This window comes from Bacillus alkalicellulosilyticus, from assembly GCF_002019795.1.
In the GTDB taxonomy this organism is placed as follows: domain Bacteria; phylum Bacillota; class Bacilli; order Bacillales; family Bacillaceae_F; genus Bacillus_AO; species Bacillus_AO alkalicellulosilyticum.
In genome coordinates this window covers 2,759,309-2,781,378 of record NZ_KV917381.1, presented here as the reverse complement: position 1 = coordinate 2,781,378, position 22,070 = coordinate 2,759,309, and the positions used below count along the sequence as shown (strand labels likewise).

Here is a 22,070-nt window from a genome sequence, read left to right as displayed (position 1 = left end):
ATACTAGTAATTGTGGCAAAAATAGGACTAAAAAGATATATAGAAAGGAGTTGAAGTTAGTGAAAGATTTTCTGCTCATAGGAGTGTTTATTGTAGCGATAGTAGGTACGATAGTGACGGGAGCATATGTGTTTCAAGAGAACTACGAATTGAAACCTCAATTTTCAAAAGACCATGGATTACATCGTGATATTGAATATAGTCAAAAGAATGAATTGGTATGGAATGAACACAATGGAGATTTCCCGGAAGCCATCCCTGTTTCGGCGACAGTAACTGAACAAACGATCACGACTGCTCCATCTGATGAAGATATCCATTTTGCTAGTGCAGAGGAGGCCATTGCCTTTGGGCTAAGTCGTTTGACAGAAGAAGAAATAGATATGTACAAACGCCTAACAGAAGAGGGAGCGTTAAGTGAGCAAGCTGCATTGGCAATGCAACTAGTGTCTACGCGGTTTTCCGATACAGAAATTGCGGCAATTGAAGCGGCGCTAAGCCATTAACAACGGAGGGAAACCTAAGGTGGAAAGCAAAAGAAGATAAGTCCGGTGGACAGATTCAATTCCTCTGCCACCGGTCAACTCACTCTGCTATACTTTCGATTTTTTTCTCTAATTCTTTTAATTCGACAACTAGCTTTTTAAATAACGATTCGTTCAATTCATCTAAGGCCAAATCAATACGATGACGAAGTGTTTGTCTCTCTTTTTCTAGCATCGCTTTTTCGATGACAAGGTCAACTTCCTTAGAATATTTTTGGTGCTTTTCATGTCTTTTAATATTATCGAGCGCTGGAATTTCAATAAGTTGTAAATAACGATGATTCATAGACTTACCATAAAAGTAAACAATCATATTCACTTTGGCTGAGGGGTTAGCCATTAATTCTCCCAAAGCTGTCGATACATCATCTGTTTTTCGTTTGTTATAATAAAATTCAAAACCAGGCTCATCAGAGTTTAAACTAGAAATGACTATTGTTTTTTCATTTGGTTTAATTTGTTCGGTAAACCGTATGTTTTCTAAAATATGATGATTTTTCAAAATAAACTCAAGTAACATCCGTGCTTCATTTCGTTTAAGCCGATGGTTATCTAAAAACCATTTTATAAAATTCCGTTTTTCCACTGCTGATACCCATTTTTTCATATGCTCTCCCACCCTGAAATACCTTTCCACCATTTTAACATGAACTGTCTCTTTTTCAATTCAAATCCTTTGAGTTATAATGAAATAGTAATCATTTATTATAGTACTACAACAATGTTTGTCAGGAGGAAGTCAATTGTTAAATCTGTTTAAAAAGCCCAAAAGGCAGCATAGTCCGTCGGTTGAAACAAATCATTTGATTTATATGTCCAATCACGTCACGAAACAGGATATCACTCACTTACATAATGCTTTGCCCAAAAATGTTCATTTTATCTTATTGGATGGATCAGAATACAAAGGCAACGACAAGAACGTTGTAGGTAGAAAAGTCACGGTATTTGAAGGCGCCACACCAGAACATCTTAGAAAAATAATCTCAATTATTGAAAAAGGGGAACCGATTCTTCTTTTCCCAGAACTCCGATTATCTCGTCTCGGTCGTATCCTAAAAATTTATGAAGAAATCGCGTGGGTCGCTCTGCAAACAAAAGCGACCATTATCCCCGTCAACATTAAGCCAATTACAAGTAATGGCTCGCTCATTAATTTAAGTGTGCTCGAAGCTCAACCTGAAGTTACGATTGGCGAACCTTTTACGTTACGAACAGGTCAAGGGGAAGCGAATAGAAACTTGGCCGCTTCAATTATTTATCGGAAACTGACATCGCTATATGTCGACCGTTTTATTAAAAATGAAGTCAATTTATTCAATGAATTGCTTGAAGCATCTAAAATGTACGATAATCAACGAATCATGATTAAAGATCCAACAAACGAATTGTCGTATAAAAAGTTGATACTTACCGTTCAAGTATTAAGCGGAAAGCTCCAAGGGATACTTACTGAACCAAAGGTCGGTGTGTTTTTGCCATCTTCCATTGGACAAGCAGTTACGTTATTTTCACTGTTCAAAATCGGGATAACCCCTGCTGTCTTAAATTTTACAATGGGGCCAAGAACATTGCTTGATTGTTGTGAAACAGCGAGCATAAAGAAAATCTTAACTTCTCGTTTATTTATTGAAAAAGGAGAACTACACCATATCGTTGAAACGTTAACAGACAATGGTTATGAGATTATCTATTTAGAAGATGTCAGAGCTCAAATTACACCTAAAGATAAAGTCGTAGGTTTGAAAAACTATGCAAGTTCACAAAGAGCTGCAGTTACTGACAATGAAGTGATTTTATTTACATCGGGTAGTGAAAATAAACCTAAAGGTGTTATTTTAACCCATAGTCAAATCTATGCAAATATCCAACAAGCGATGTCTGTTATGGATTTAAACCCTAAAGATAAAATGCTTAATCCTTTACCAATGTTTCATAGCTTTGGATTGACAATAGGGACGTTCCTGCCGTTGTTGTCAGGAATCGCGTTGGTCATCCACCCGTCACCAATACAATATAAACAAATTCCTGAAATTATCTATCAAGAAGATGTCACGATATTGTTAAGTACACCGACATTTTTAAATGGATACGGAAAGAATGCTCATCCTTTCGATTTGCATACGCTACGATATGCAATTGCTGGTGCTGAAAGTGTTAAGGAAGATACAAAAGAGATGTTTAATAATAAGTTTGGAATTCGTATTCTTGAAGGATATGGGGCGACAGAAGCCTCACCACTTATCTCCTTGAATACTCCTTTATATACAAAGGCGAAATCGGTCGGTAAGATTATCCCTGGTATGGAATATAAGTTGGAGAAAGTCGAAGGAATTGTAAATGGAGGAAGTTTGCTAGTGAAAGGTCCGAACATCATGAAAGGGTATTTGATTCATGGTCAAGGGTTTGTTCCACAGGATGGCTGGTATAACACAGGTGATGTGGTTGAAATTGATGAGGAAGGCTTTGTTACGATTACAGCCCGACTAAAACGATTTGCTAAAATTGGGGGAGAAATGATTTCTCTTCAAGCAGTTGAGCAAATTGCGATGGATACGTATGATGATATTGGATTCGCCGCGGTAAGTATCCCTGATAAGCGAAAAGGGGAAAAGATTATTTTATTTACGAGTATAAAAGAAGCTGACTTAAAGGAAATTAAACGATTTGTGAAAGAGAAAAAACACTCAGCTATCTTTTTACCTAGTGACCTACATTACGTTGAAGAAATTCCGTTGTTAGGAAGCGGGAAAACGGATTATGTGTCATTAGAAAGAATGGCAAGAGAATTATAGTCTACACTTTTGACGAGGGTGGGGTAAAAGGTTGAATTTCCTTTTGCTCCACCCTTTCTACGTGAGTAGCTTGTGATATGAACATTTGCAATTTTTCTTAATTCCTTTAGTAATTAAGGTATTTAAATATAGTTATTGGTAAAGATAAGAAAAGTTTAATTTACAATTTTTAGGGTGTGATAAACTTTGTCTTTTCCGACAAATGATGAATCAACAACTAATGGTAAGGTCAATAGAAGATTTTTATTAAGTATGAATGCGGTGACGCAAAATAAGCTCCAATTTTGTAATCCGTATATAGTCATGATGTGGTCTGTGATGTTACCAGGCTTTGGTCATTACTATTTGGGGCATATTTGGATTGGTTTTGTGATGATGAGTAGCGAAGTATTATTAAACAATGCAGCTTTTATCAATACTGCTATCTATTATTCTTTCCACGGACAAATTGATGAAGCTAGGGCCGTTCTAGTTGAAAATTGGTATTTAGGTTATGTTGGATTTTATATATTTGCGATATGGGACAGCTACCGACTGGCGGTTCAAGGTAATAAACAGTTTCTATTAGCATATAAAGAGGATGCTCCGATTCGTTCTTTTTATATTTCACCAATGGCTATCAATTATTTAGATAAAAGGAAACCGTGGTTAGCTTATATTTGGTCATGGCTCATTCCAGGATTGGGGCACGTATATCTACACAACTTAACCTCTGCTCTTTTTGCTTTTGTATGGGTCGCTATTATTGCATTCAATTCTAATTTTGGTGCTAGTATACACTTTAGTATCCTTGGTAATTTTGAACAAGCAAAAGAGGTGTTAAATATACAGTGGTTTTTATTTTTACCTTCTGTTTATGCATTTGCTAGTTATCATGCTTATGCTGAAGCCTCAGACCTTAATCAACTATTTGAAATAGAACAGTCTCGCTATCTTAAAAGTAACTATCAATCTTCCCGCTTTAAAATGCCAAAGGCTTTGAGGTGAAAATATGTATGTCATTGCTTCATTTGAATATTCTACTTCATTGGAACTAGCATTAAAAGAGATAGAAGATTTGGGGATAAACAAAGAAAATATATTTGTCGTCCCGCTTGATAAAAGTGGTAGGTCAGAAACCCTATTTGACACGATCCACCATTCTGATGGTAAAAGTCTACTTGACATCGCATTCGTCTTAGGTGGGATGGGAATGTTGATTGGAACTGTTTATGGTTTTGATTTAGCATGGGGACCAATTTGGTGCGGACTAATTGGATTGGGTATTGGTTCTTTCTTAGGGCTTGGGATCGATTTGGTCGTTTCGAAAAAAAAGAAAAGAGCCAAGCAAAAAAAGAAAACGACAGAAGTTTTTGTCATGGTGACCTGTTCCGAAAAACAAATGAAAAGCGTAGAGAATGTGCTGTGGAAACAATTTGCTTTAGGTGTAGCCGTTATTGATAAATAAAAAAGCATCCTAGGAGTAAACGGACCTCCTAGGATGCTTTTGGTGTTATGTATTTAAAAAATTTGGGGGTTATGCGAAGGAGAGCACTGGCTTCGCGCGCTACTCGTCACACAAAAGAACCCCACTTTTGTGTGATTTTTTAAAAGATGTAGCGGCTCCGCACAGTGCTTCTAAAAAGACCGCTAGCAGTCTTTTTTATCTTATCAGTTGTTGGATGTCGGTTACTGTTGTTAGTTGATGGAGTTGTAAGCAGTATGTTTTTGTGATTTCAAACTCCTGTGGTACATCAACGGTCGAGAAGTAGGAAAATGGGTTTGCTCCATTTTGGTACCAATCTTTATCCGATGGAGATGTATGTTGGACATCTTTCCATGCATCCTGCAAATGGGGACTATAAATAAACGGTTTTCGTCGTTTGCTCAAAAAATGAGGCATGCTTTTATAGTGATCCTCAATTGGGGTTGTTGAGAATACCGTTGGCCAAAAATCAGACCTTGAACCAGTATGTTTTTGCCGCTCAACATAAGAAGTGATGTCGTTAAAAAGGGTGTCTACTCCAAATAAAAGCGTATAAAGTCGCTTACCAATGTCGATTCTTTCTGAGATGTTCGTAAAATCCTGTACAGAAAGTCCAGCTAGTTTGACTTTATTATCAAAGTCGTATGGGAAAAAGACGTGAGTGAACTGAAAGACATCTTGGGCCTTAAACAATAATGTATTGACGACGTTCTTTTTAAAATATGGATGTTGAACGATTCTATTTTCAATATAATGTTGCTCATTAATAATTAAAGCAATTGTAATCAACTTAGAATTTTTATGTTCTAAAAAGTGGTCCCAAAAAGGTCTCATAAACCGAGAGACATCGAAGTAGGGAAGTAAGTGAAAAAAACTAATCCCCTTTTTTTTGCTTTCTTCATATAAAAGAAGTTGGGGATAGGCATCATAGAAAATATTAGAATTTGCTTTTTCCAAGAATAAAAAGAAATCCGATGTTCGTTCTTCTGAAAAAAATGGGGATAGAAGGCTTCCTTTTAGGTCGGTCATATTCCATCCACCATTTCGAGAGACAAGATGAGCTAGCAAAGACCAATGTACTTCTGGATTTCGCTTATAAAAGTCAAGGTATGCTTGAGTTCTAGTGATATTATTACGATTCGCTTCTTTCCTTTTTCTTTTAATCGTATCAATTAATGATAAATCAGAGCTCATTAAAGATGATGGAATATACAACTTTTTTTGTTTAGTCAGTTTTTCCTGCAGTTCATGAAGAATTTGTTTGTCGATAATAAGTCTTTTCCAGTTATACGTTAGTTCATTCTCATATTGTTTCTTTTCTAATGAGTGCTGCGACGAATAAAGGAGATGTTTAGGGTAGTACGATGCTTTATGACTAACTTTATCAAGAAAAGAAGACACTGTTTGAATCAATATGGTCACCCCCCTCTTTTTCTATATGCAGAAGAAGAGGAGGGCTAGAACATATTTCATTACGTATCATCAAAAAACTGTTAAAATAGGGAAAAACAAAGTGAGGTGGACCGCATGAAAGTTCTAATACTAGGTGCAGGTGGAGTCGGTGGATACTTTGGTGGTCGATTACTTGAAAAGGGCGTCGATGTAACATTTTTGGTTCGTGAAAAACGGATGCTTCATTTGCAGAAAAATGGGTTAGTGATTAATAGCATTCATGGCAATATAAAAAAGCACGTAACAACTATTAGGTCCGGAATGACTCACGCACCATTTGATATCATTATATTAACGAATAAAGCGTATCACCTTGCTCAAGCGTTGGATGATATCGAGCCGTTTGTAGGAAAAAATACAGTAATTATTCCTTTGTTAAATGGCATTAAGCACTTACAAATAATAGTGGACCGATACGGGGAAGAAAAGGTGATGGGGGGTCTTTGTTTTATTGAAACGACATTGGACCAAGAAGGAAACATCATTCAAACGAGTCAAGTTCATGATATGGTATTCGGTGAAAGAAACGGAGAACGAACAAAGCGTGCTGAACAGATAGCAGAATTATTTAAAATGAAGTCTACGACCTTTCGTTTAAGTAAGAACATCATGCAGGATATGTGGCACAAGTATATGTTCATTACAGTGTTATCTGGAATTACAACGTTAATGCGTTCTTCCATTGGACCGATACAACATGATGATTATGGAAAGCGACTCATTCGAGAGTTATTTACGGAAGTCGAGGAAATTATGCTTCGTGTAGGCGCGCCGATAGCAGAAGGAATGATTGATAAGTACATGGTTGTTATGAATAAACAGGATGACACAATGAAATCGTCAATGCTCCGCGATATCGAGAAGGGTGGGGAGATAGAAGGAGACCATTTGCAGGGGTATTTAGTATCTCTCGCGGATCAATATGGCATTCAAGCTCCACTCCTACGAATCGTTTATAAGCATTTACAAGTATATGAACATAACTTAAATAAATAGGTGATAAAGGGTGTGACAAAAGTTGTTTTTTACCTTTTGTCACACCCTCTAGTAATTTTATACGTTCACATAGTCTCTTACATGCTTGCTGCAGCCCGTGGAAACAATACATTGTTTTCTAGGTGAATATGTTCAAACATATCAGATTCAAGGGCTTCAAGGCGGGAATATACGAGCCGGTACGTGCCGCATGCTCCTTCTGGTGGTGTATAATCATCCGTTATCTCTCTTAGAGTTTTAAGAATATCACCTGCATGGCTATGTTCATTTTCTAAGTTATTAATTACTTCTTGGAGCTTTGCATATTTTTCTTCTGTTGGGTTTTTCTCGATGTCTAATATGAGTGGGAAATCTTCTGTTTCCTCTTTAATAAGGTGTTGTTCTAATTCAACTCTAAGTTCATTAAACAGTTTATGAATCACTCCTAAGTGAGGTTGTGATGACCCATGGACTCGAAACACCTTTGTGACGTAAGGACTCAGTTGCGGCAACTCCTCCGATAGATACTGATGATGTTTATTGATAATGTAATCAATCAGTTCTTGGTAAGAGGCCTCTTCCCATTGGATACTTGATTCTTGAAGTGCGCTTGTCTCTTTATATAGATTATTAAGGTTAGATAATACCTCTTCAGCTGAAAGTTGATTTTCTTCGATAGCTTCTATTAATGGTCTATTTCCACTACAACAAAAATCAATTCTGTATGATTTGAAAAGGTCGCTTGCTTTTGGGAATTTAGTCACAATCTCACCGATAATCGACGTTTCTGTAAATGTATGCTCCATACGATTAACCTCCACATGTTTGATATTTTCTTTCTACATCTAGGATAACAAGCAATGAGAGTTGATGAAGTGACCTGCATCACAAGAGAGTCGTTAAGTTAGTCATAAGCTATATAGAATTGTGAGCTACATCACAGTTTTATTTCGTGTGATTGATACAATAAGGTTATCCGAACAAAAGGTAAAGGAGGCAAGAGAATATGAAGTTAGATGTTATTAAAAAGCATTTACTTGGTGTATCACTATTCAAAGAGCTTTCAGAAGAGGAAATACAACCAATTGTAGACATTTCACAATTCCGAACGTTCCGTGCTAAGTCATTTGTATTTATGCAAGGAGACCCGTTGGACCGTGTATTTTTTATCCATAAAGGCAAGGTGAAGATCCACAAAATTGATGAATCTGGAAAAGAACAAATTGTTTCAGTTTTACAAGCAGGCGAAATGTTCCCACATGCTGGTTTTTTTCGAAAGGGTAGTTTCCCAGCACATGCTGAAATATTGGAACAAACCGAACTAATTGTAGTTCCGATTGGACTATTTGAAGAAATACTCGTGAAAAAACCAGAGCTTTGTATCAAATTATTTAGAGTATTAGGAGAGAAAATTGTTGACCTTCAAAACCGGTTAGAAGAAAAGATACTACGTGATACGTATGAGCAAATAATAATGTTGTTGCTTCGATTATGTAAATCAAACGGTATACAAATAGGAGATATCCATAAAATCACGACACATTTTACAAACCGAGAACTTGCGAACATGATTGGAACATCTAGAGAAACAATGAACCGAACAATTAATCGTCTTCGAAAAAAAGGTCTACTTGATATCAATGAAGCGGGTTGTTTACTCATTAATTCTAGTAAATTAAAGGAGGAAATCCTCTAATCATTCCTTGAAGTGCTTAGAATAGTCTGAGCGCTTTTTGTTTGTTAACTATTCATAAAATGAGTGATTCGAGTCACTCTCTATCGTTCTAGCTTCTGTTAGGCTAAGGATGAATACAAATTTCAGATTCGCTGAGAGGAGAAAAGAACATGAAAAAAAAGGTAGTGTATTATAGTTTTCTTGTGTTCCTAGTAGGATTACTAGCAGCTTGCGGGGGGAGTGGTAACGAGGCAATAAATGATGAGAATAGCGATAATCTCATTGTGATAGAAGCTTCGAACTGGGATTTTAACGAAGAGGAATATACCGTTACTGCTGGAAGTGTGACCATTGAATTAAAAAACGTAGATGGTTACCATGGAATTGAAATAAGAGGAACGAATGTGAAGATTAATGGAGATGGTAAATCAACAGTTACCTTGGAACCTGGTGAGTATGAGATTTATTGTTCAATTCCTTGTGGTGGTGGTCATGACGAGATGATTGCAACATTAATTGTAGTATAAAAGTAGTCGAGAAAATATCTCTGTATAAGAAAAAGCAATTGGCCAGAAACCAATTGCTTTTTTAAAAATATAAAAATTACTGGGGTCAATCATTGAAGAGCACTGGCTTCGCTCGCTACGCGTCAAATAAAAGAACCCCATTTTTGCTTGACTTTAAAAGTAGGTAGCGGCTTCGCACTGTTTTTCTTAGTCTTTGATTAATTTATTTACAGCGCTAAACAATGCTTTTACCGATGAGGTCATAATGTCTACATCAATTCCACAGCCCCATGAGACAGTGCCATTAGGGTCAGTGATGGAAACATAAGAGACAGCGCGTGCTTTTGAACCTGTTTCAAGTGCGTGTTCTTTATAAAACAAATCATTGTATTCTAGGCCAAGCTTTTCTTTTATTGCGTTGTTAATGGCATCTAGTCTTCCGTTCCCTGTACCGATAAGCTCTTCGACGTTTCCATCAATAGAAACAGTAACCTTTGTTTCAAAATTATCATGCTGGGTGAAGCTATAGCTTACGAATTCAATCGGAGATGTTAGATTGACGAACTGTTCGTTAAAAATGTCATAAATTTCATTTGGCATAAGTTCTTTTTGGAACTTATCGGATACATCTTTAACCGCATAGCCAAAACCTTCGCGCATTTTAGGTGGAAGATCAAGACCGTAATGCTGTTCAAGCACATAACCAATGCCACCTTTACCAGATTGACTATTTATACGAATCACATCACCCTCATACTCACGTCCAATATCTTTAGGGTCAATTAACAAATATGGGACGGACCATGCTTCGCTTTGCTGTTCGTCATGCCATTTCATTCCTTTGGCAATGGCGTCCTGATGAGAACCAGAAAATGCGGCAAAGACAAGTTTTCCACTATAAGGCTGTCTTTCAGGTACTTTCATTCGTGTAAGGCGCTCATACACTTCAATAATTTCTAATATATTTTCAAAATTAAGGCCCGGGTCAACTCCGTGAGAGTAAAGGTTTAAAGCTAGGGTGACGATATCCACATTACCTGTTCGTTCACCGTTTCCAAACAATGTTCCCTCAATACGTTGTCCGCCAGCTAACAAGCTAAGTTCAGCATCTGCAACACCTGTACCTCTGTCGTTGTGTGGATGAATGGAAAGAATGACATTGTTTCTGTATTTCATGTTCTCACTCATGTATTCAATTTGACTCGCATACACGTGTGGCATAGACATTGAAACGGTAGCAGGGAGGTTAATAATGACCTTATTATCTGCCGTTGGTTGCCACTCATCAAGAACTTGATTACAGACATCTAATGCGAATTCAATTTCCGTTCCTGTAAAACTTTCAGGAGAGTATTGGAATTGAAAGTTCCCTTCTGTTTCAGCCGCATATTTTTTTAATAATTTTGCTCCAGTGACCGCAATGTCAGCAATTTGTTCTTTTGATTTTCTGAACACTTGTTCACGCTGGGCAAGTGAAGTTGAATTATATAAATGAACGACAGCGTTTTTAGCTCCTTTTAAGGATTCAAACGTTTTTTTAATGATGTGATCTCTTGATTGAGTTAACACTTGAATCGTCACATCATCTGGTATTAAATTGTTTTCAATTAACGTTCGTAAAAACATGTATTCTGTTTCAGATGCGGCTGGAAAACCAACCTCAATTTCTTTAAAGCCAATCTTGACTAACATTTGAAAATATTCAAGTTTTTCTTCTAAGTTCATTGGAATCACTAACGCTTGATTCCCATCGCGAAGGTCAACGCTACACCATGTTGGGGCTTCGGTAATATATTCTTTTTCTGTCCATTTTAAGCTTGTGACGGGAGGCATAAAATAGCCTCTAGCATATTTATTTACGTTTTTCATTTCCCATAACCAACCTTTCGTTTTCCTCTTGTAGATTAACCTAAAAAAGCCCTTCATCTCTAGTTAGAGACGAAAGACTTGTTATCTTACGCGGTACCACTCCAATTCACACCTAAAAAGGCATGCGCTCAGGCAGACTAGGTTATTAGAACAAAACCCATATCCTCCTACGGTAACGGGTAGGAACCGTCTCCACCTACTTTTAACATTTCAGTGAGCTACTTCAAGGTGAGTTCAGATATTGTTCACGACTGTTTCGCACCAACCAACAGTTCTCTGAGCGCTTCAAACATCTTACTAGTCCTCTGCAACGTATGTAAATATTTCTCTAAACTTACCATATTTACATGGTCTTATCAAGGGCATTTTTAAAAAAATCGTATGAAAGTAGATTAACTCCAAATACTACTGTTAGTTGTAGATACAAGTGTGGAGGGAAAAGATGAATTTAATGACGAAGCAAATGTTATTACTGATGGTACGAGCTTTATATTTTTGCATGGAAGAACAGTGGGCACAGTTGGCAAAACATTTTGATGTGTCGCCGGCACAACAGCACATCTTATTTTTGTTATCTACCAATAACAAAGTTCTTTCGCCTTCCCAACTAAGTGAACTTGGGTGTTGGCATCTTTCCACAGTGACAAGACTAGTAAAACCATTAGTTGATAAAGGATATGTCACCGTACAAAAAGATAAAAAACGTCCCAAATGTAAAGAGGTCATTCTAACAGAAACTGGAGTTGCATTGTTACATGAAATTTCCAAGCAGGTGAATGTGATGCCAGAGTTTCCGTTGATAGTTAGCCATTTATCAGATGAAGAATTATTGCAATTTATACATTTAGGTCAAAAGATATTAGATGCCCACAAGGGTGAACAATTTAAAAAAGTTGTACTCCAAGCAGTTATGGAAGGAATGGACTATGAAGAAGTACTTTAAGTGGAAACAAATTAAGAAATAGAAATGAAGGGATGAGTTTTGTCGAAGAGGTTTAATAAATACCCTTATATTGTCTTAACAATTGTACATACAATTGTCGTTATAATCACGTTCTATAAAAAAAGAAATAAAAAACAATTATTTTTGTTACTCATGTCTAACATTGGCTTGTGTTACCACTTTGAATATATCGTTGTAAATTTATTCCAAGGTTATATATATAAGCCTAATGTATTAAAGAATAAACAATTCGATAATATACTTGGAGCCATACTGTCTCAAGCCGTCTATGTCCCTTTTACTAGTATCCTTTTAACAGGATTTCATTTAGGATGGAAAGCAAAATGGGGTTGGAGCGTGTATTTTGCGGTAATCGAGACACTGTTTCTCAAATTAGGAATCTATAGACATCAGTGGTGGAGGACTTCCTATACGTTTTTGTTATTACCGTTATTCTTTTATATAAGTGATAAATGGTATGAACAACTTAAGGGAAACAACAAAGTGGTTCAATATATTTCTATGTATTATTTAAATGTTGTAACGAACGTTAACTTATTGTTTATATTGGCCTATGTTGGGAAAATAAAATTTGGTTTTGGAACTTGGAAGAGTCATTTAAAAATCGCACCGATTTACTCTATTGTACAATCTCTTTTTATAACTTGGTTATGTATCGTAAATACGCGATATCAAAAAATAATCAGTGTAACAACAGGGATACTACTAGATGCCATTTTGATTAGGGCAAGAATTTTGAAGTCATCTATACTAACTCAGCTACCATTTCACTTCATCATGGCAGTACTTGCTAGTTGCTATAGAAAATTGGTCAATAATGAATGACGAGTATGCTATATTATTTAGTTTTAAATACATACTAATAACGAGAGGTGAGTTGTAATGAAAAAAAATTCTAAATTAATTTTAATTGCTGTTGCGATAATTCCATGGCTAACGATTCCACTTATGAAAAAGCAGGATCTAAAACGTTTTTATCCAAGCGCTTTATTTATGGCTTTTTTTATCATGGGGGAGAGCTTTCTAGCCAAAAAGGAAAAATGGTGGGAATTTTACAACAAGCTTCATCCGAACATGATGGGTGAGCTTCCTTTAATATGTGGACCCTTTTTTGTTGGCTCATTATGGATTTTAAAAGCGACTTATGGACATTTTCTCAAATATCTGACATTAAACGTAATTGTCGATAGCCTATTTTCTTTTGGTGTAGTTAAAGTATTTCAAAAGGCAAGGTTAGTTACACTTCATACGATGAAAGAGTATCAATTGCTCCTCCTTTGTTTAACAAAAGCGACATTAATGTATGGATTTCAGTCATTGATTGAAAGCAAACAATAGCAAAAAAAACCAAGCTGAGGATAAACTCGCTTGGTTTTTTTTGCTATTAAGCATTCTTTTGTTTCAATTGACTTTGCATATACTCTTCATATGTTGCTTGTTTATCAATTAACCCTGATTTCGTAATTTCGATAATGCGGTTAGCAATCGTATTGTTAAATTGATAGTCATGTGATGTGAAGATGAGTGCACCTTTAAAGGCGATTAATCCGTTATTAAGTGCTGTAATTGATTCTAAGTCCAAATGGTTCGTTGGCTCATCTAAAAGAAGAATATTTGATCCGCTTAACATCATTTTTGAAAGCATACAGCGGACTTTTTCTCCCCCAGAGAGAACACTTGCTTTCTTTAATACTTCTTCACCTGAAAAGAGCATACGACCTAAAAAACCACGCAAGAAACTTTCACTTTGGTCCACAGGTGAATATTGACGAAGCCAGTTGACAAGGTCCATGTCATTTTTCTCAAAAAAAGCAGAGTTATCTTTTGGGAAATACGCCTGTGAAGTAGTTACTCCCCATTTAAAAGAACCACTGTCTGGTTCCATTTCGCCCATAAGAATTTTAAATAATGTTGTTTTCGCGATTTCGTCTGAACCTACTAACGCGATTTTATCATCCTTATTCATGCGAAAACTCACATTATCAAGGACTTTCTCACCATCAATCGTTTTTGTTAATCCTTCAACGACTAACACATCATTCCCAATTTCACGCTCTGGTGTAAACTGAACGAATGGGTATCTACGTGAAGAAGGTTTAATGTCCTCAAGGTCAATTTTATCAAGAAGTTTTTTTCGAGAAGTTGCTTGCTTGGATTTAGATGCGTTTGCACTAAACCTAGCAATAAAGGCTTGTAGCTCTTTAATCTTTTCTTCTTTTTTCTTATTGACATCTGAAGCCATTCTTGCAGCTAACTGGCTAGATTCATACCAAAAATCATAGTTTCCAACATAGATTTGAATTTTTCCAAAATCTAAATCGGCAATGTGTGTACATACTTTGTTTAAAAAGTGACGGTCATGGGAGACAACGATAACCGTATTTTCAAACGTAATTAAAAACTCTTCAAGCCATTCAATGGCTTTAATATCAAGGTGATTGGTAGGCTCATCTAATAGCAAAACGTCTGGTTTTCCAAACAACGTTTGAGCAAGTAAAACTTTTACTTTTTCTCCACCTGTTAAATCAGCCATTTTCTTATAGTGTAAGTCTTCGCCAATCCCAAGTCCTTTTAGTAAGATTGCAGCTTCAGATTCAGCTTCCCACCCATTCAATTCAGCAAATTCGCCTTCGAGTTCAGCCGCTTTAATCCCGTCTTCATCTGTAAAGTCATCTTTCATATAAATCGCATCTTTTTCTTTCATGACTTCATAGAGACGAGCATGCCCCATAATGACAACAGAAAGAACTTCGTGTTCCTCATATTCAAAGTGATTCTGCTTTAATACCGCTAATCGTTGTCCTTTAGCCATGTTGACTTCGCCCGTTTGTGATTCAATTTCTCCGGACAAAATCTTAATAAACGTCGACTTTCCAGCCCCGTTTGCGCCAATTAGACCATAACAGTTTCCAGGTGTGAACTTAATCGTAACATCTTCAAACAACTTACGATCTCCATACCGTAAGCTAACATTATTAACTGATAACATGTATAAATTCCTCCAAATAGTAAATATCCTCTGCGATTATACCACGTTTACATGAAAAGAAAAAATCTCCTATCTGAAGTACGGAATATCGAGAGAAAAAAAGATATGATTGTGTTTAATTTCCTGCTGAAAAATAGGTCGAATTATGATATATTTGAAAAGTTATAATACTTTGATAATAGGAGAAAAGTGATGAACAAAAAATTAATCTCGACGATATTTTCAATCGTTGTACTAGCTATTGGTGGCTATTTTCTTTTTCAGAATTTAACTGGAAATACAGATGCGATGATGACGTATTTAGAAGATACGGAGCAGCTAACAGATGACTATCTTGCAATTAGTTATCTTGAGTTTGATGGGGAAACGGAAGAAGAATTAAATGAATTTTTATCTGCAACTGTTATTCCAGAACTTGAAGAAATCGTTGCTAGGTCAAAAGCATATAGTAGCAAAATAGAAAAGGAAGAATTAAAAGAAATCCATGAAATTCATAACCGAGCATTAGCTCTTCATTTACAAGCAGAACAAGCTTGGCTTGATGGGTTAGAGGAAGAGTCAGATTCCCTTTTTTATGAATCTGGGGAATTATACACCAAGTTTGAAGAAGAATTAAATTCATTAGCAAATAAATGGGGCGTCACAATTGATTGGCAAGAAGTAGAATAATACGATAAGATTGCTAGAATGGGTCCTTTTCTACATAGAGAAAAGGGCCTTTTTGTGCTATAGTAGATTCTATTATGTGAAAATGAGAAAGGGGAGTAACCATGCTTACTGAAGCAGAACAGCTGTTACAGCGTTATTTTGGATACCCTTCATTTCGGAACGGCCAAAAGCAAATTGTTGAACGAGTTCTAGCTGGTCAAAACAGTTTAGGAATCATGCCAACAGGTGGTGGGAAATCAATTTGTTATCAAATACCAGCTATGCTTATGCCTGGTGTAACGTTAGTCATTTCCCCATTAATCTCTCTTATGAAAGACCAAGTTGATGCCCTAAATCAAGCGGGGATTCCTGCGACCTATATAAATAGCTCTATTTCTCAACAAGAGTTAGAAGACCGTTTGATGAGAATGATGAGAGAGGATTATAAGCTTATCTATATCGCTCCAGAGCGATTAGGAGATTCTTATTTTCAATCGATGATCTCTAGAATCGAGATTACGATGATTGCGATAGACGAGGCACACTGTATTTCGCAATGGGGCCATGATTTTAGGCCAAGCTATCGTTCGATTTCAACATATATTGATTCGTTGCAGCCTAAACCATTAATTTTAGCGTTAACGGCAACCGCTACCGAACAAGTTCAAGAAGACATATGCAGACATCTACATATTGAGGATGAGAATACGGTTGTCACTGGGGCACGTCGAGACAACCTTCTATTACAAGTTGTTAAGGGACAGGATAAATTCACCTTTGTTCGAAATTATTTAAAAAACCATTCACTAGATTCAGGGATTATATACACTTCGACCCGTAAGCAAGCGGATGCTTTATATGAAAAGCTGCTAGAAAAGGGAATAAAGGTAGGAAAGTATCACGGGGGCCTGAATGAACATGACAGAGCTGATTCCCAAGAGGCGTTCTTGCGAGATGATATCAATGTTATGGTTGCGACCAATGCGTTCGGTATGGGGATTGATAAATCGAATGTGCGCTTTGTCATTCACTATAATCTAGCGCGAACGATCGAAGCGTACTATCAAGAAGCCGGTCGTGCCGGTCGTGATGGAGTAGATAGTGAATGTATCCTTCTATTCTCAGCAGATGATATCCGCATTCAAAAATTCTTAATTGAGCAGTCGGAAATCGCGGAGGAACGCAAAGGACTTGAATATAAAAAGCTTCAGCAAATGGTTGACTACTGTCATACCGATGGCTGCTTACAGCAATACATTGGACGGTATTTCAATGACATTTTTGAGCCATGCGGCAAGTGCTCTAATTGTACGGATGATACAGAATCTATTGACTTAACAAAAGAAGCGCAAATGGTGTTTTCTTGTGTTAAACGGATGAATGAAGCTTTTGGAAGAACGCTTGTTGCTCAAGTCCTTACAGGGTCTAAAAATCAGAAAGTAACGTCACTTCGTTTCGATAAGCTGTCCACATACGGTTTGCTAAAACATTGGTCTGCGAAAAATGTAGCTGCTTTAATTGATTTTTTAGTGGCCGAACAATTTTTACAAACAAGCGAGGGAGCTTACCCGACGGTTAAACTTACAACAAATGCAGTCGAAGTGTTAAAAGGGGGAAAACTGGTTTTTAAGCGTGAACGAAGAGAAGAGACATCGGTACAGGCGAATAACGATATCTTTGAAGAACTTCGACAGTGGCGAAAAGAACTGGCTACGGAAGCGAATGTTCCGCCATATGTTATCTTCTCGGATAAGACACTTCGGGAAGTGAGCAAAATCATTCCTTTATCAAATGAGGAGTTATTACAAATTCATGGAATCGGTGAGCAAAAATTAGTGAAGTATGGGGAAGCGCTTTTAGCCTTCTTACAACCGTTTGAGGACCAAAAGAAGGAAGCAGAACCAAAACTAGCATCCGTTCAACAAAGCATGAAACCCAAAACTCCAAGCCATCTCATTACATTAGAATTGTTTAGGCAAGGGTTAACGCCGGGAGACATTGCAACACAACGTGAAAGTTCAGTTGAAACGATTTTAACCCATCTCGAAAAATGTAAAGATAGTGGAGAGGACATCGACCTGTCACAATTTATAAACGAACAGCATCAACCCTTAATTAAAGCTGCAATCGAAAAAGTAGGGGCTGAGCGCTTAAAGCCAATAAAAGAGGAATTGCCAGACGAAGTTACGTATTTTGAAATACGGTACACGCTGCAACAGCTTGCCGAACAAAATTAATATAATAGAGGCCGAGACAAAAGTTTTAATCTTTTGATTCGGCCTCTACAATTACTTATTTTTAACGTGTTATGTCTTTCCTCTATCCTTTAATTCTTTCTTGAAGCTTTCTTTTGTCTTGTAGTAACCTTGTTATTTCATGGTCAAGCTCGACATAATCAGGACTGCCAGGAAGTGCCATACTAATTTTTCCTAATAGCTCGGAAATCTTTGTGTCTAGTAGGGAGAGTTCTTCGATAACAGACTTTTTGTCAGGCTCATGGGAAGCTTTTTTAGACTGTTCATATTCGTGCAAACCAGATTCAATTCTTGAAATTCGTTGATTTTCTATAACAAGAAGCTTGTCGCAAATTTTATCGATTAAATAGAGGTCATGAGAAACAATAAGTAACGTTCCTCTATACGATTCTAACGTTTTCTCCAACTGTTCACGGCTTGGTAGGTCTAAATGATTGGTAGGTTCATCTAAGATGAGAAGGTCGTAATCCATCATAATCATACTGACTAACTTCACTCTTGTTCGCTCTCCTAAACTTAAGGTGTGTAAAGGGGTAAGGAGTTTTTCCTCTTTTAAACCGAGGTTTGCAAACAGAGTTCTCGCTCTGGCAATGGCTGTTCGTTCCGTGATATCGATAAATTCTAATGCGTTTTTTTCTAACGGTATATTAGATATATCCTGATTTAAATAAGCGATACGCAACGAATCACTTTTCCATAAGGAACCAGATGTTACTTCTTCATGTTGCAAAAGCATCTTGATAAATGTCGTTTTTCCCGCTCCATTTGTTCCTAGTAAACCGACTTTTTCTCCATGCTTGATATAAAAGTGACTTTGAGAAAATAAAGTGTGTGAGCCATATGTTTTTGTAAGGTTTGTTGCTTCTACGATTCGTTTTCCACGATTCCTTGAGGCTTCAAAGGAAAAGTAAATGCTAGGGTCTTCTTTTGGTTTTTCAATTTTATTTTTAGACAACTCAAGTTCAAGGCGTTTTAATTTGGACTTAATTTGGTTGTCTTTTTTCTTTGCTTTAACCCGTTCATATTCCTTTAATCCCATTTGCTTATTTTCTGAAGGAGTACGTCCTTTACCAGCATCTCGATGTGATTTTGCAGACCATTGTCGAAGTGTAGATACTTGCTGTTCAATTTGGTCAATGTGTCGCTGTTGCTTCGTATAATCACGACTTTGTTGCTGGCGTCGTCTTTGTTTTTCCGCTTGATACGCCGAGTAATTTCCTTCATAAATCGTTAATTGCCCGTCTTCTAGTTCAAAAATAAGAGTCACGGTCTCATCTAGAAAATAGCGGTCGTGTGAAATCATCAAAACAGGACCATCAAACTGATTGATTTGCTTAATTAGCCAACGTAATCCATCAACATCTAAATGGTTTGTCGGCTCATCTAAAATAAGCATTTCTGGGTTTGTTGCCCAAACTTCAGCAAGAGCAAGCTTTAGTCTTTCCCCACCACTTGCATACGTTTCGTTTTGTACATGATGTACCCGTAACTGACTGATTGTTTGTAAATAACGATTATTTATTTCTTTTTTTGTTGTATCCGCATCAGTTACTTGGGGTAAATACCCAATGGACAAAGTAGGAGGGTATTTTGAAATGGTACCTTGGTTAGGTTCAAGTGCACCTGTAAGAAGTTGGACGAGCGTTGATTTTCCTGTCCCGTTCCAACCAACCAATCCAATTTTATCAGTTTTTCTTATTGTAAAATGAATATCCTTTAAAACTTCTTTATCGCCGAATTGCTTGTGCAAATGTTTTACTTGTATGACGTTCATAAACTCCACCTCAATTTTTTTTTGAGACGGAATTGAATTACAAAAAAACCGCTCTATCCAGGAGAGCGGTTGATCAAATAACATGGTTGCATAAATAGCAAACATGTTTTTCACGTATTCAAGTACATGACTTGGATCGGTAAAATGTGTAGATCAATCCCGTCTCTAGGTTCTCAATGTGTTATACAAATGAGTGATTATCCTAAACATGAGATTAATTCCACATGGGCAAATTACCTTTTCCTTTCAGTAGTTACAACAAGTATAAATTTGCCAATTGAATCTGTCAAGAAAAAAACTATGCTTGAAGAGACGGGTTGTCATCTTTCTTATGAAAGAAAAATCCACAAGAAAGATAAAGACCAGCAACATATAAAACAATTAAAAGGTAAACAGGGGATAAATGATAATGGTCCATATAGTCGATTAAGAGGTGTGCCCCATAGCCATAAATAAGTCCTGGAAGCCCTCCTAGAAACAACGTCCACCATATCCAACGCTGTCCTTCTCTAAATCCCCAAAGCGATAGTAGAAAGAGTAATAGGCCGTTTGAAATGAGTGCGCCCCCAAAGCCAGCACGGTCGTGGGCAATGAGTGGAATTAAGCGATCATCTATGGCTGCTATTTGTTCTATCGTCATTCCGATAAACACTAAGTCTTCTTTTACAAACACATCTTGTGTGCCAATAAAAGAAATGACAAGGCCACCAATAATTAATAATCCGCCTAATACGATAAAAATAAACTGACCATATAGTGAGCGTTTCCATGCTTTTGAATTAAAGCGATTGGTAGAGCTCTCGCCGAGTTCCATTGTGTTTGAATATTTATATCCAAAGATAAAAAATGGCAGCAATAGCAAATAAAAAACAGCATGAAGCTTATCAAAGTACCCAAATCCAAAAAATAAGAACAAGTTCAAAAACCCTGAAATGGCACCGACACTATAGACAACTTTGGCCCAGTGTTTATTTCGTCGGACACCAAAAATCGCAAGTTGCCAATAGATAATAGCAGTACTCAACATGACACCAGCAAGTGAAAGGCGGTCATGGGACATAAATTTTATAATGTTTTCTGAGATAGAGAGGAGCTCTTCTCTAGACATACCCAAAAATTGTTCATCGTAAGGGAGAATCACAACGGTCAACGCAACGAGCGTAGCAAGGGCACCACCGATAAAAATACCGACGGCCATTAAAGCGAGAGAAATCCATCCTAGGCTTTCTTTTTCTCTTTCATTTGGAATCGATACATGTGTCAGTAATTCATTAATGCGTTTTGGTAGTCCAGGACCAGAAAATACAAATCCCTCATGCAACATCACGTGAGTTGCCCCACGCTGTATAAGCTCAACTGCATCATTAGGTTCAATGACACAACCATTTGTAATGATAGGAAGGTCAGAATCTCGTTTTCTGATGGTTGCGACCATTTCTTTAAGTCCTTCTATAGAATCTCCCCCAACAACAACTCCACCAATGTTCTGAGGAAGGATTATCTCGTCCTGAGAAGATAGATAAATCATCACTGGTTTTCCACTTTTTCGCGATAATTCAAAGTGATAGTCGCTTTGGATGACTAGTATATCAGCAAAAGGATCGAGCTTTTCAATGAGTTCTGCCATTTCCCTCATTGCCCTTTGTTTATCTAGGTTCGGTTGGTGGGTAATGCGGATATGTATCGGAATATCAATCTTACTAGAATGCTTTTCTAGATTTGCGAGCGTCTTCTCGACACCGATGTTGGCAAAGTGTTTTTCATAGGTAATGGTCTCATTTTCTACAACTCTCGTAATCTGTCCTTCGCCGATTTCATCAAGAGTAATCGGACCAATTTCAATAAACCCAAAGCCGAGTTTGGATAGGGGGACTGTCCCGATTTGTTGTTTATCTAACTCACCTGATAAACCAACAGGGGAAAGATAGTCTAAATTGTTGCTTTCTCGTTTTATTAGTTTACTAGGACTTGTATGTCCCATGAATTGGATGATGCTGTTTCCAAGGGGCATCTGACACATCGTGTTCATTGTACGAAGTGTTAAATCTCGTGCGATCCTTGGTTGTAAGGTAAATAGTAACGGTTTAAATAAACTATGATAAGACCAATCTGGCATGAGGTCACCTCTATTGTAATGTTCTTTTCTAAGTGTAACAGA

General features: G+C 37.0%; 19 protein-coding genes and 1 other annotated feature. Of the genes, 12 read left to right on the top strand and 7 right to left on the bottom strand.

The window, feature by feature from the left end; translation table 11 throughout:
- Nucleotides 1-59 precede the first annotated feature (59 nt).
- On the top strand, nucleotides 60-506 hold the full coding sequence (locus tag BK585_RS13840) for a hypothetical protein (RefSeq protein ID WP_078554076.1): 447 nt from the start codon (nucleotides 60-62) through the stop codon (nucleotides 504-506).
- A 79-nt stretch (nucleotides 507-585) separates the two neighbouring features.
- On the opposite strand, the gene BK585_RS13835 is transcribed toward BK585_RS13840, so the two are convergent.
- Nucleotides 586-1,152 carry a YpiB family protein gene (locus tag BK585_RS13835; protein ID WP_078554074.1) on the bottom strand — a complete coding sequence of 189 codons (567 nt, stop codon included), beginning with the start codon at nucleotides 1,150-1,152 and terminating at the stop codon, nucleotides 586-588.
- 136 nt (nucleotides 1,153-1,288) lie between these two features.
- Here BK585_RS13835 and BK585_RS13830 point away from each other — a divergent pair, with 136 nt between their 5' ends.
- The 3 genes from BK585_RS13830 (at nucleotide 1,289) to BK585_RS13820 (ending at nucleotide 4,787) form a co-directional block, all read left to right on the top strand.
- On the top strand, nucleotides 1,289-3,340 hold the full coding sequence (locus BK585_RS13830; RefSeq protein ID WP_078554072.1) for an AMP-binding protein: 2,052 nt from the start codon (nucleotides 1,289-1,291) through the stop codon (nucleotides 3,338-3,340).
- Nucleotides 3,341-3,526: 186 nt separating this feature from the next.
- On the top strand, nucleotides 3,527-4,327 hold the full coding sequence (locus BK585_RS13825; RefSeq protein WP_078554070.1) for a hypothetical protein: 801 nt from the start codon (nucleotides 3,527-3,529) through the stop codon (nucleotides 4,325-4,327).
- A 4-nt stretch (nucleotides 4,328-4,331) separates the two neighbouring features.
- Nucleotides 4,332-4,787: a hypothetical protein gene (locus tag BK585_RS13820; protein WP_078554068.1), complete on the top strand. Its 456-nt coding sequence runs from the start codon at nucleotides 4,332-4,334 to the stop codon at nucleotides 4,785-4,787.
- Nucleotides 4,788-4,982: 195 nt separating this feature from the next.
- Here BK585_RS13820 and BK585_RS13815 read toward each other — a convergent pair whose 3' ends face one another.
- Nucleotides 4,983-6,218, bottom strand: coding sequence for a DUF2515 family protein (locus BK585_RS13815; protein WP_078554066.1), 1,236 nt, complete (start codon nucleotides 6,216-6,218; stop codon nucleotides 4,983-4,985).
- A gap of 114 nt (nucleotides 6,219-6,332) precedes the next feature.
- On the opposite strand from BK585_RS13815, the gene BK585_RS13810 reads away from it, so the two are divergent.
- Nucleotides 6,333-7,253, top strand: coding sequence for a ketopantoate reductase family protein (locus BK585_RS13810; RefSeq protein WP_078554064.1), 921 nt, complete (start codon nucleotides 6,333-6,335; stop codon nucleotides 7,251-7,253).
- 77 nt (nucleotides 7,254-7,330) lie between these two features.
- On the opposite strand, the gene ric is transcribed toward BK585_RS13810, so the two are convergent.
- Nucleotides 7,331-8,038 (bottom strand): iron-sulfur cluster repair di-iron protein, encoded by a 708-nt coding sequence (gene ric / locus BK585_RS13805; protein WP_078554062.1) that lies wholly within the window; start codon nucleotides 8,036-8,038, stop codon nucleotides 7,331-7,333.
- Nucleotides 8,039-8,238: 200 nt separating this feature from the next.
- Between ric and BK585_RS13800 the strand changes: the two genes are divergently transcribed.
- Together BK585_RS13800 and BK585_RS13795 are read left to right on the top strand one after the other, a co-directional pair.
- Nucleotides 8,239-8,928, top strand: coding sequence for a Crp/Fnr family transcriptional regulator (locus tag BK585_RS13800; protein WP_078554060.1), 690 nt, complete (start codon nucleotides 8,239-8,241; stop codon nucleotides 8,926-8,928).
- Between the two features lie 149 nt (nucleotides 8,929-9,077).
- A complete protein-coding gene (locus BK585_RS13795) occupies nucleotides 9,078-9,434 on the top strand; it encodes a cupredoxin domain-containing protein (RefSeq protein ID WP_078554058.1) in 357 nt (118 codons plus the stop codon).
- A gap of 186 nt (nucleotides 9,435-9,620) precedes the next feature.
- Here BK585_RS13795 and BK585_RS13790 read toward each other — a convergent pair whose 3' ends face one another.
- A complete protein-coding gene (locus BK585_RS13790) occupies nucleotides 9,621-11,282 on the bottom strand; it encodes a 2-isopropylmalate synthase (protein WP_078554056.1) in 1,662 nt (553 codons plus the stop codon).
- Between the two features lie 62 nt (nucleotides 11,283-11,344).
- Nucleotides 11,345-11,602, bottom strand: a binding site (T-box leader).
- Between the two features lie 122 nt (nucleotides 11,603-11,724).
- Between BK585_RS13790 and BK585_RS13785 the strand changes: the two genes are divergently transcribed.
- Genes BK585_RS13785 through BK585_RS13775 form a run of 3 tightly spaced genes read left to right on the top strand, consistent with a single transcriptional unit; the run spans nucleotide 11,725 to nucleotide 13,584 of the window.
- On the top strand, nucleotides 11,725-12,225 hold the full coding sequence (locus tag BK585_RS13785; protein ID WP_078554054.1) for a MarR family winged helix-turn-helix transcriptional regulator: 501 nt from the start codon (nucleotides 11,725-11,727) through the stop codon (nucleotides 12,223-12,225).
- A 39-nt stretch (nucleotides 12,226-12,264) separates the two neighbouring features.
- A complete protein-coding gene (locus BK585_RS13780; RefSeq protein ID WP_078554052.1) occupies nucleotides 12,265-13,071 on the top strand; it encodes a hypothetical protein in 807 nt (268 codons plus the stop codon).
- A gap of 57 nt (nucleotides 13,072-13,128) precedes the next feature.
- Nucleotides 13,129-13,584 (top strand): hypothetical protein, encoded by a 456-nt coding sequence (locus BK585_RS13775; protein ID WP_078554047.1) that lies wholly within the window; start codon nucleotides 13,129-13,131, stop codon nucleotides 13,582-13,584.
- Nucleotides 13,585-13,630: 46 nt separating this feature from the next.
- Here the strand turns inward: BK585_RS13775 and BK585_RS13770 are convergent, their stop codons facing one another.
- Nucleotides 13,631-15,235, bottom strand: coding sequence for an ABC-F family ATP-binding cassette domain-containing protein (locus BK585_RS13770; RefSeq protein WP_078554042.1), 1,605 nt, complete (start codon nucleotides 15,233-15,235; stop codon nucleotides 13,631-13,633).
- Nucleotides 15,236-15,427: 192 nt separating this feature from the next.
- Between BK585_RS13770 and BK585_RS13765 the strand changes: the two genes are divergently transcribed.
- Both BK585_RS13765 and recQ read left to right on the top strand, forming a co-directional pair.
- Nucleotides 15,428-15,904 carry a hypothetical protein gene (locus tag BK585_RS13765; protein ID WP_078554040.1) on the top strand — a complete coding sequence of 159 codons (477 nt, stop codon included), beginning with the start codon at nucleotides 15,428-15,430 and terminating at the stop codon, nucleotides 15,902-15,904.
- A gap of 101 nt (nucleotides 15,905-16,005) precedes the next feature.
- Entirely contained in the window at nucleotides 16,006-18,120 is a 2,115-nt protein-coding gene (recQ, locus tag BK585_RS13760) for a DNA helicase RecQ (protein ID WP_078554038.1), read from the top strand.
- 82 nt (nucleotides 18,121-18,202) lie between these two features.
- Here the strand turns inward: recQ and abc-f are convergent, their stop codons facing one another.
- Together abc-f and BK585_RS13750 are read right to left on the bottom strand one after the other, a co-directional pair.
- Nucleotides 18,203-19,912, bottom strand: a complete 1,710-nt coding sequence (abc-f, locus tag BK585_RS13755) for a ribosomal protection-like ABC-F family protein (protein ID WP_078554036.1) — start codon at nucleotides 19,910-19,912, stop codon at nucleotides 18,203-18,205.
- A gap of 298 nt (nucleotides 19,913-20,210) precedes the next feature.
- The gene (locus BK585_RS13750) at nucleotides 20,211-22,028 is read right to left on the bottom strand and encodes a dihydroorotate dehydrogenase (protein ID WP_078554034.1); all 1,818 of its coding nucleotides are present in this window, start codon (nucleotides 22,026-22,028) and stop codon (nucleotides 20,211-20,213) included.
- Nucleotides 22,029-22,070 lie beyond the last annotated feature (42 nt).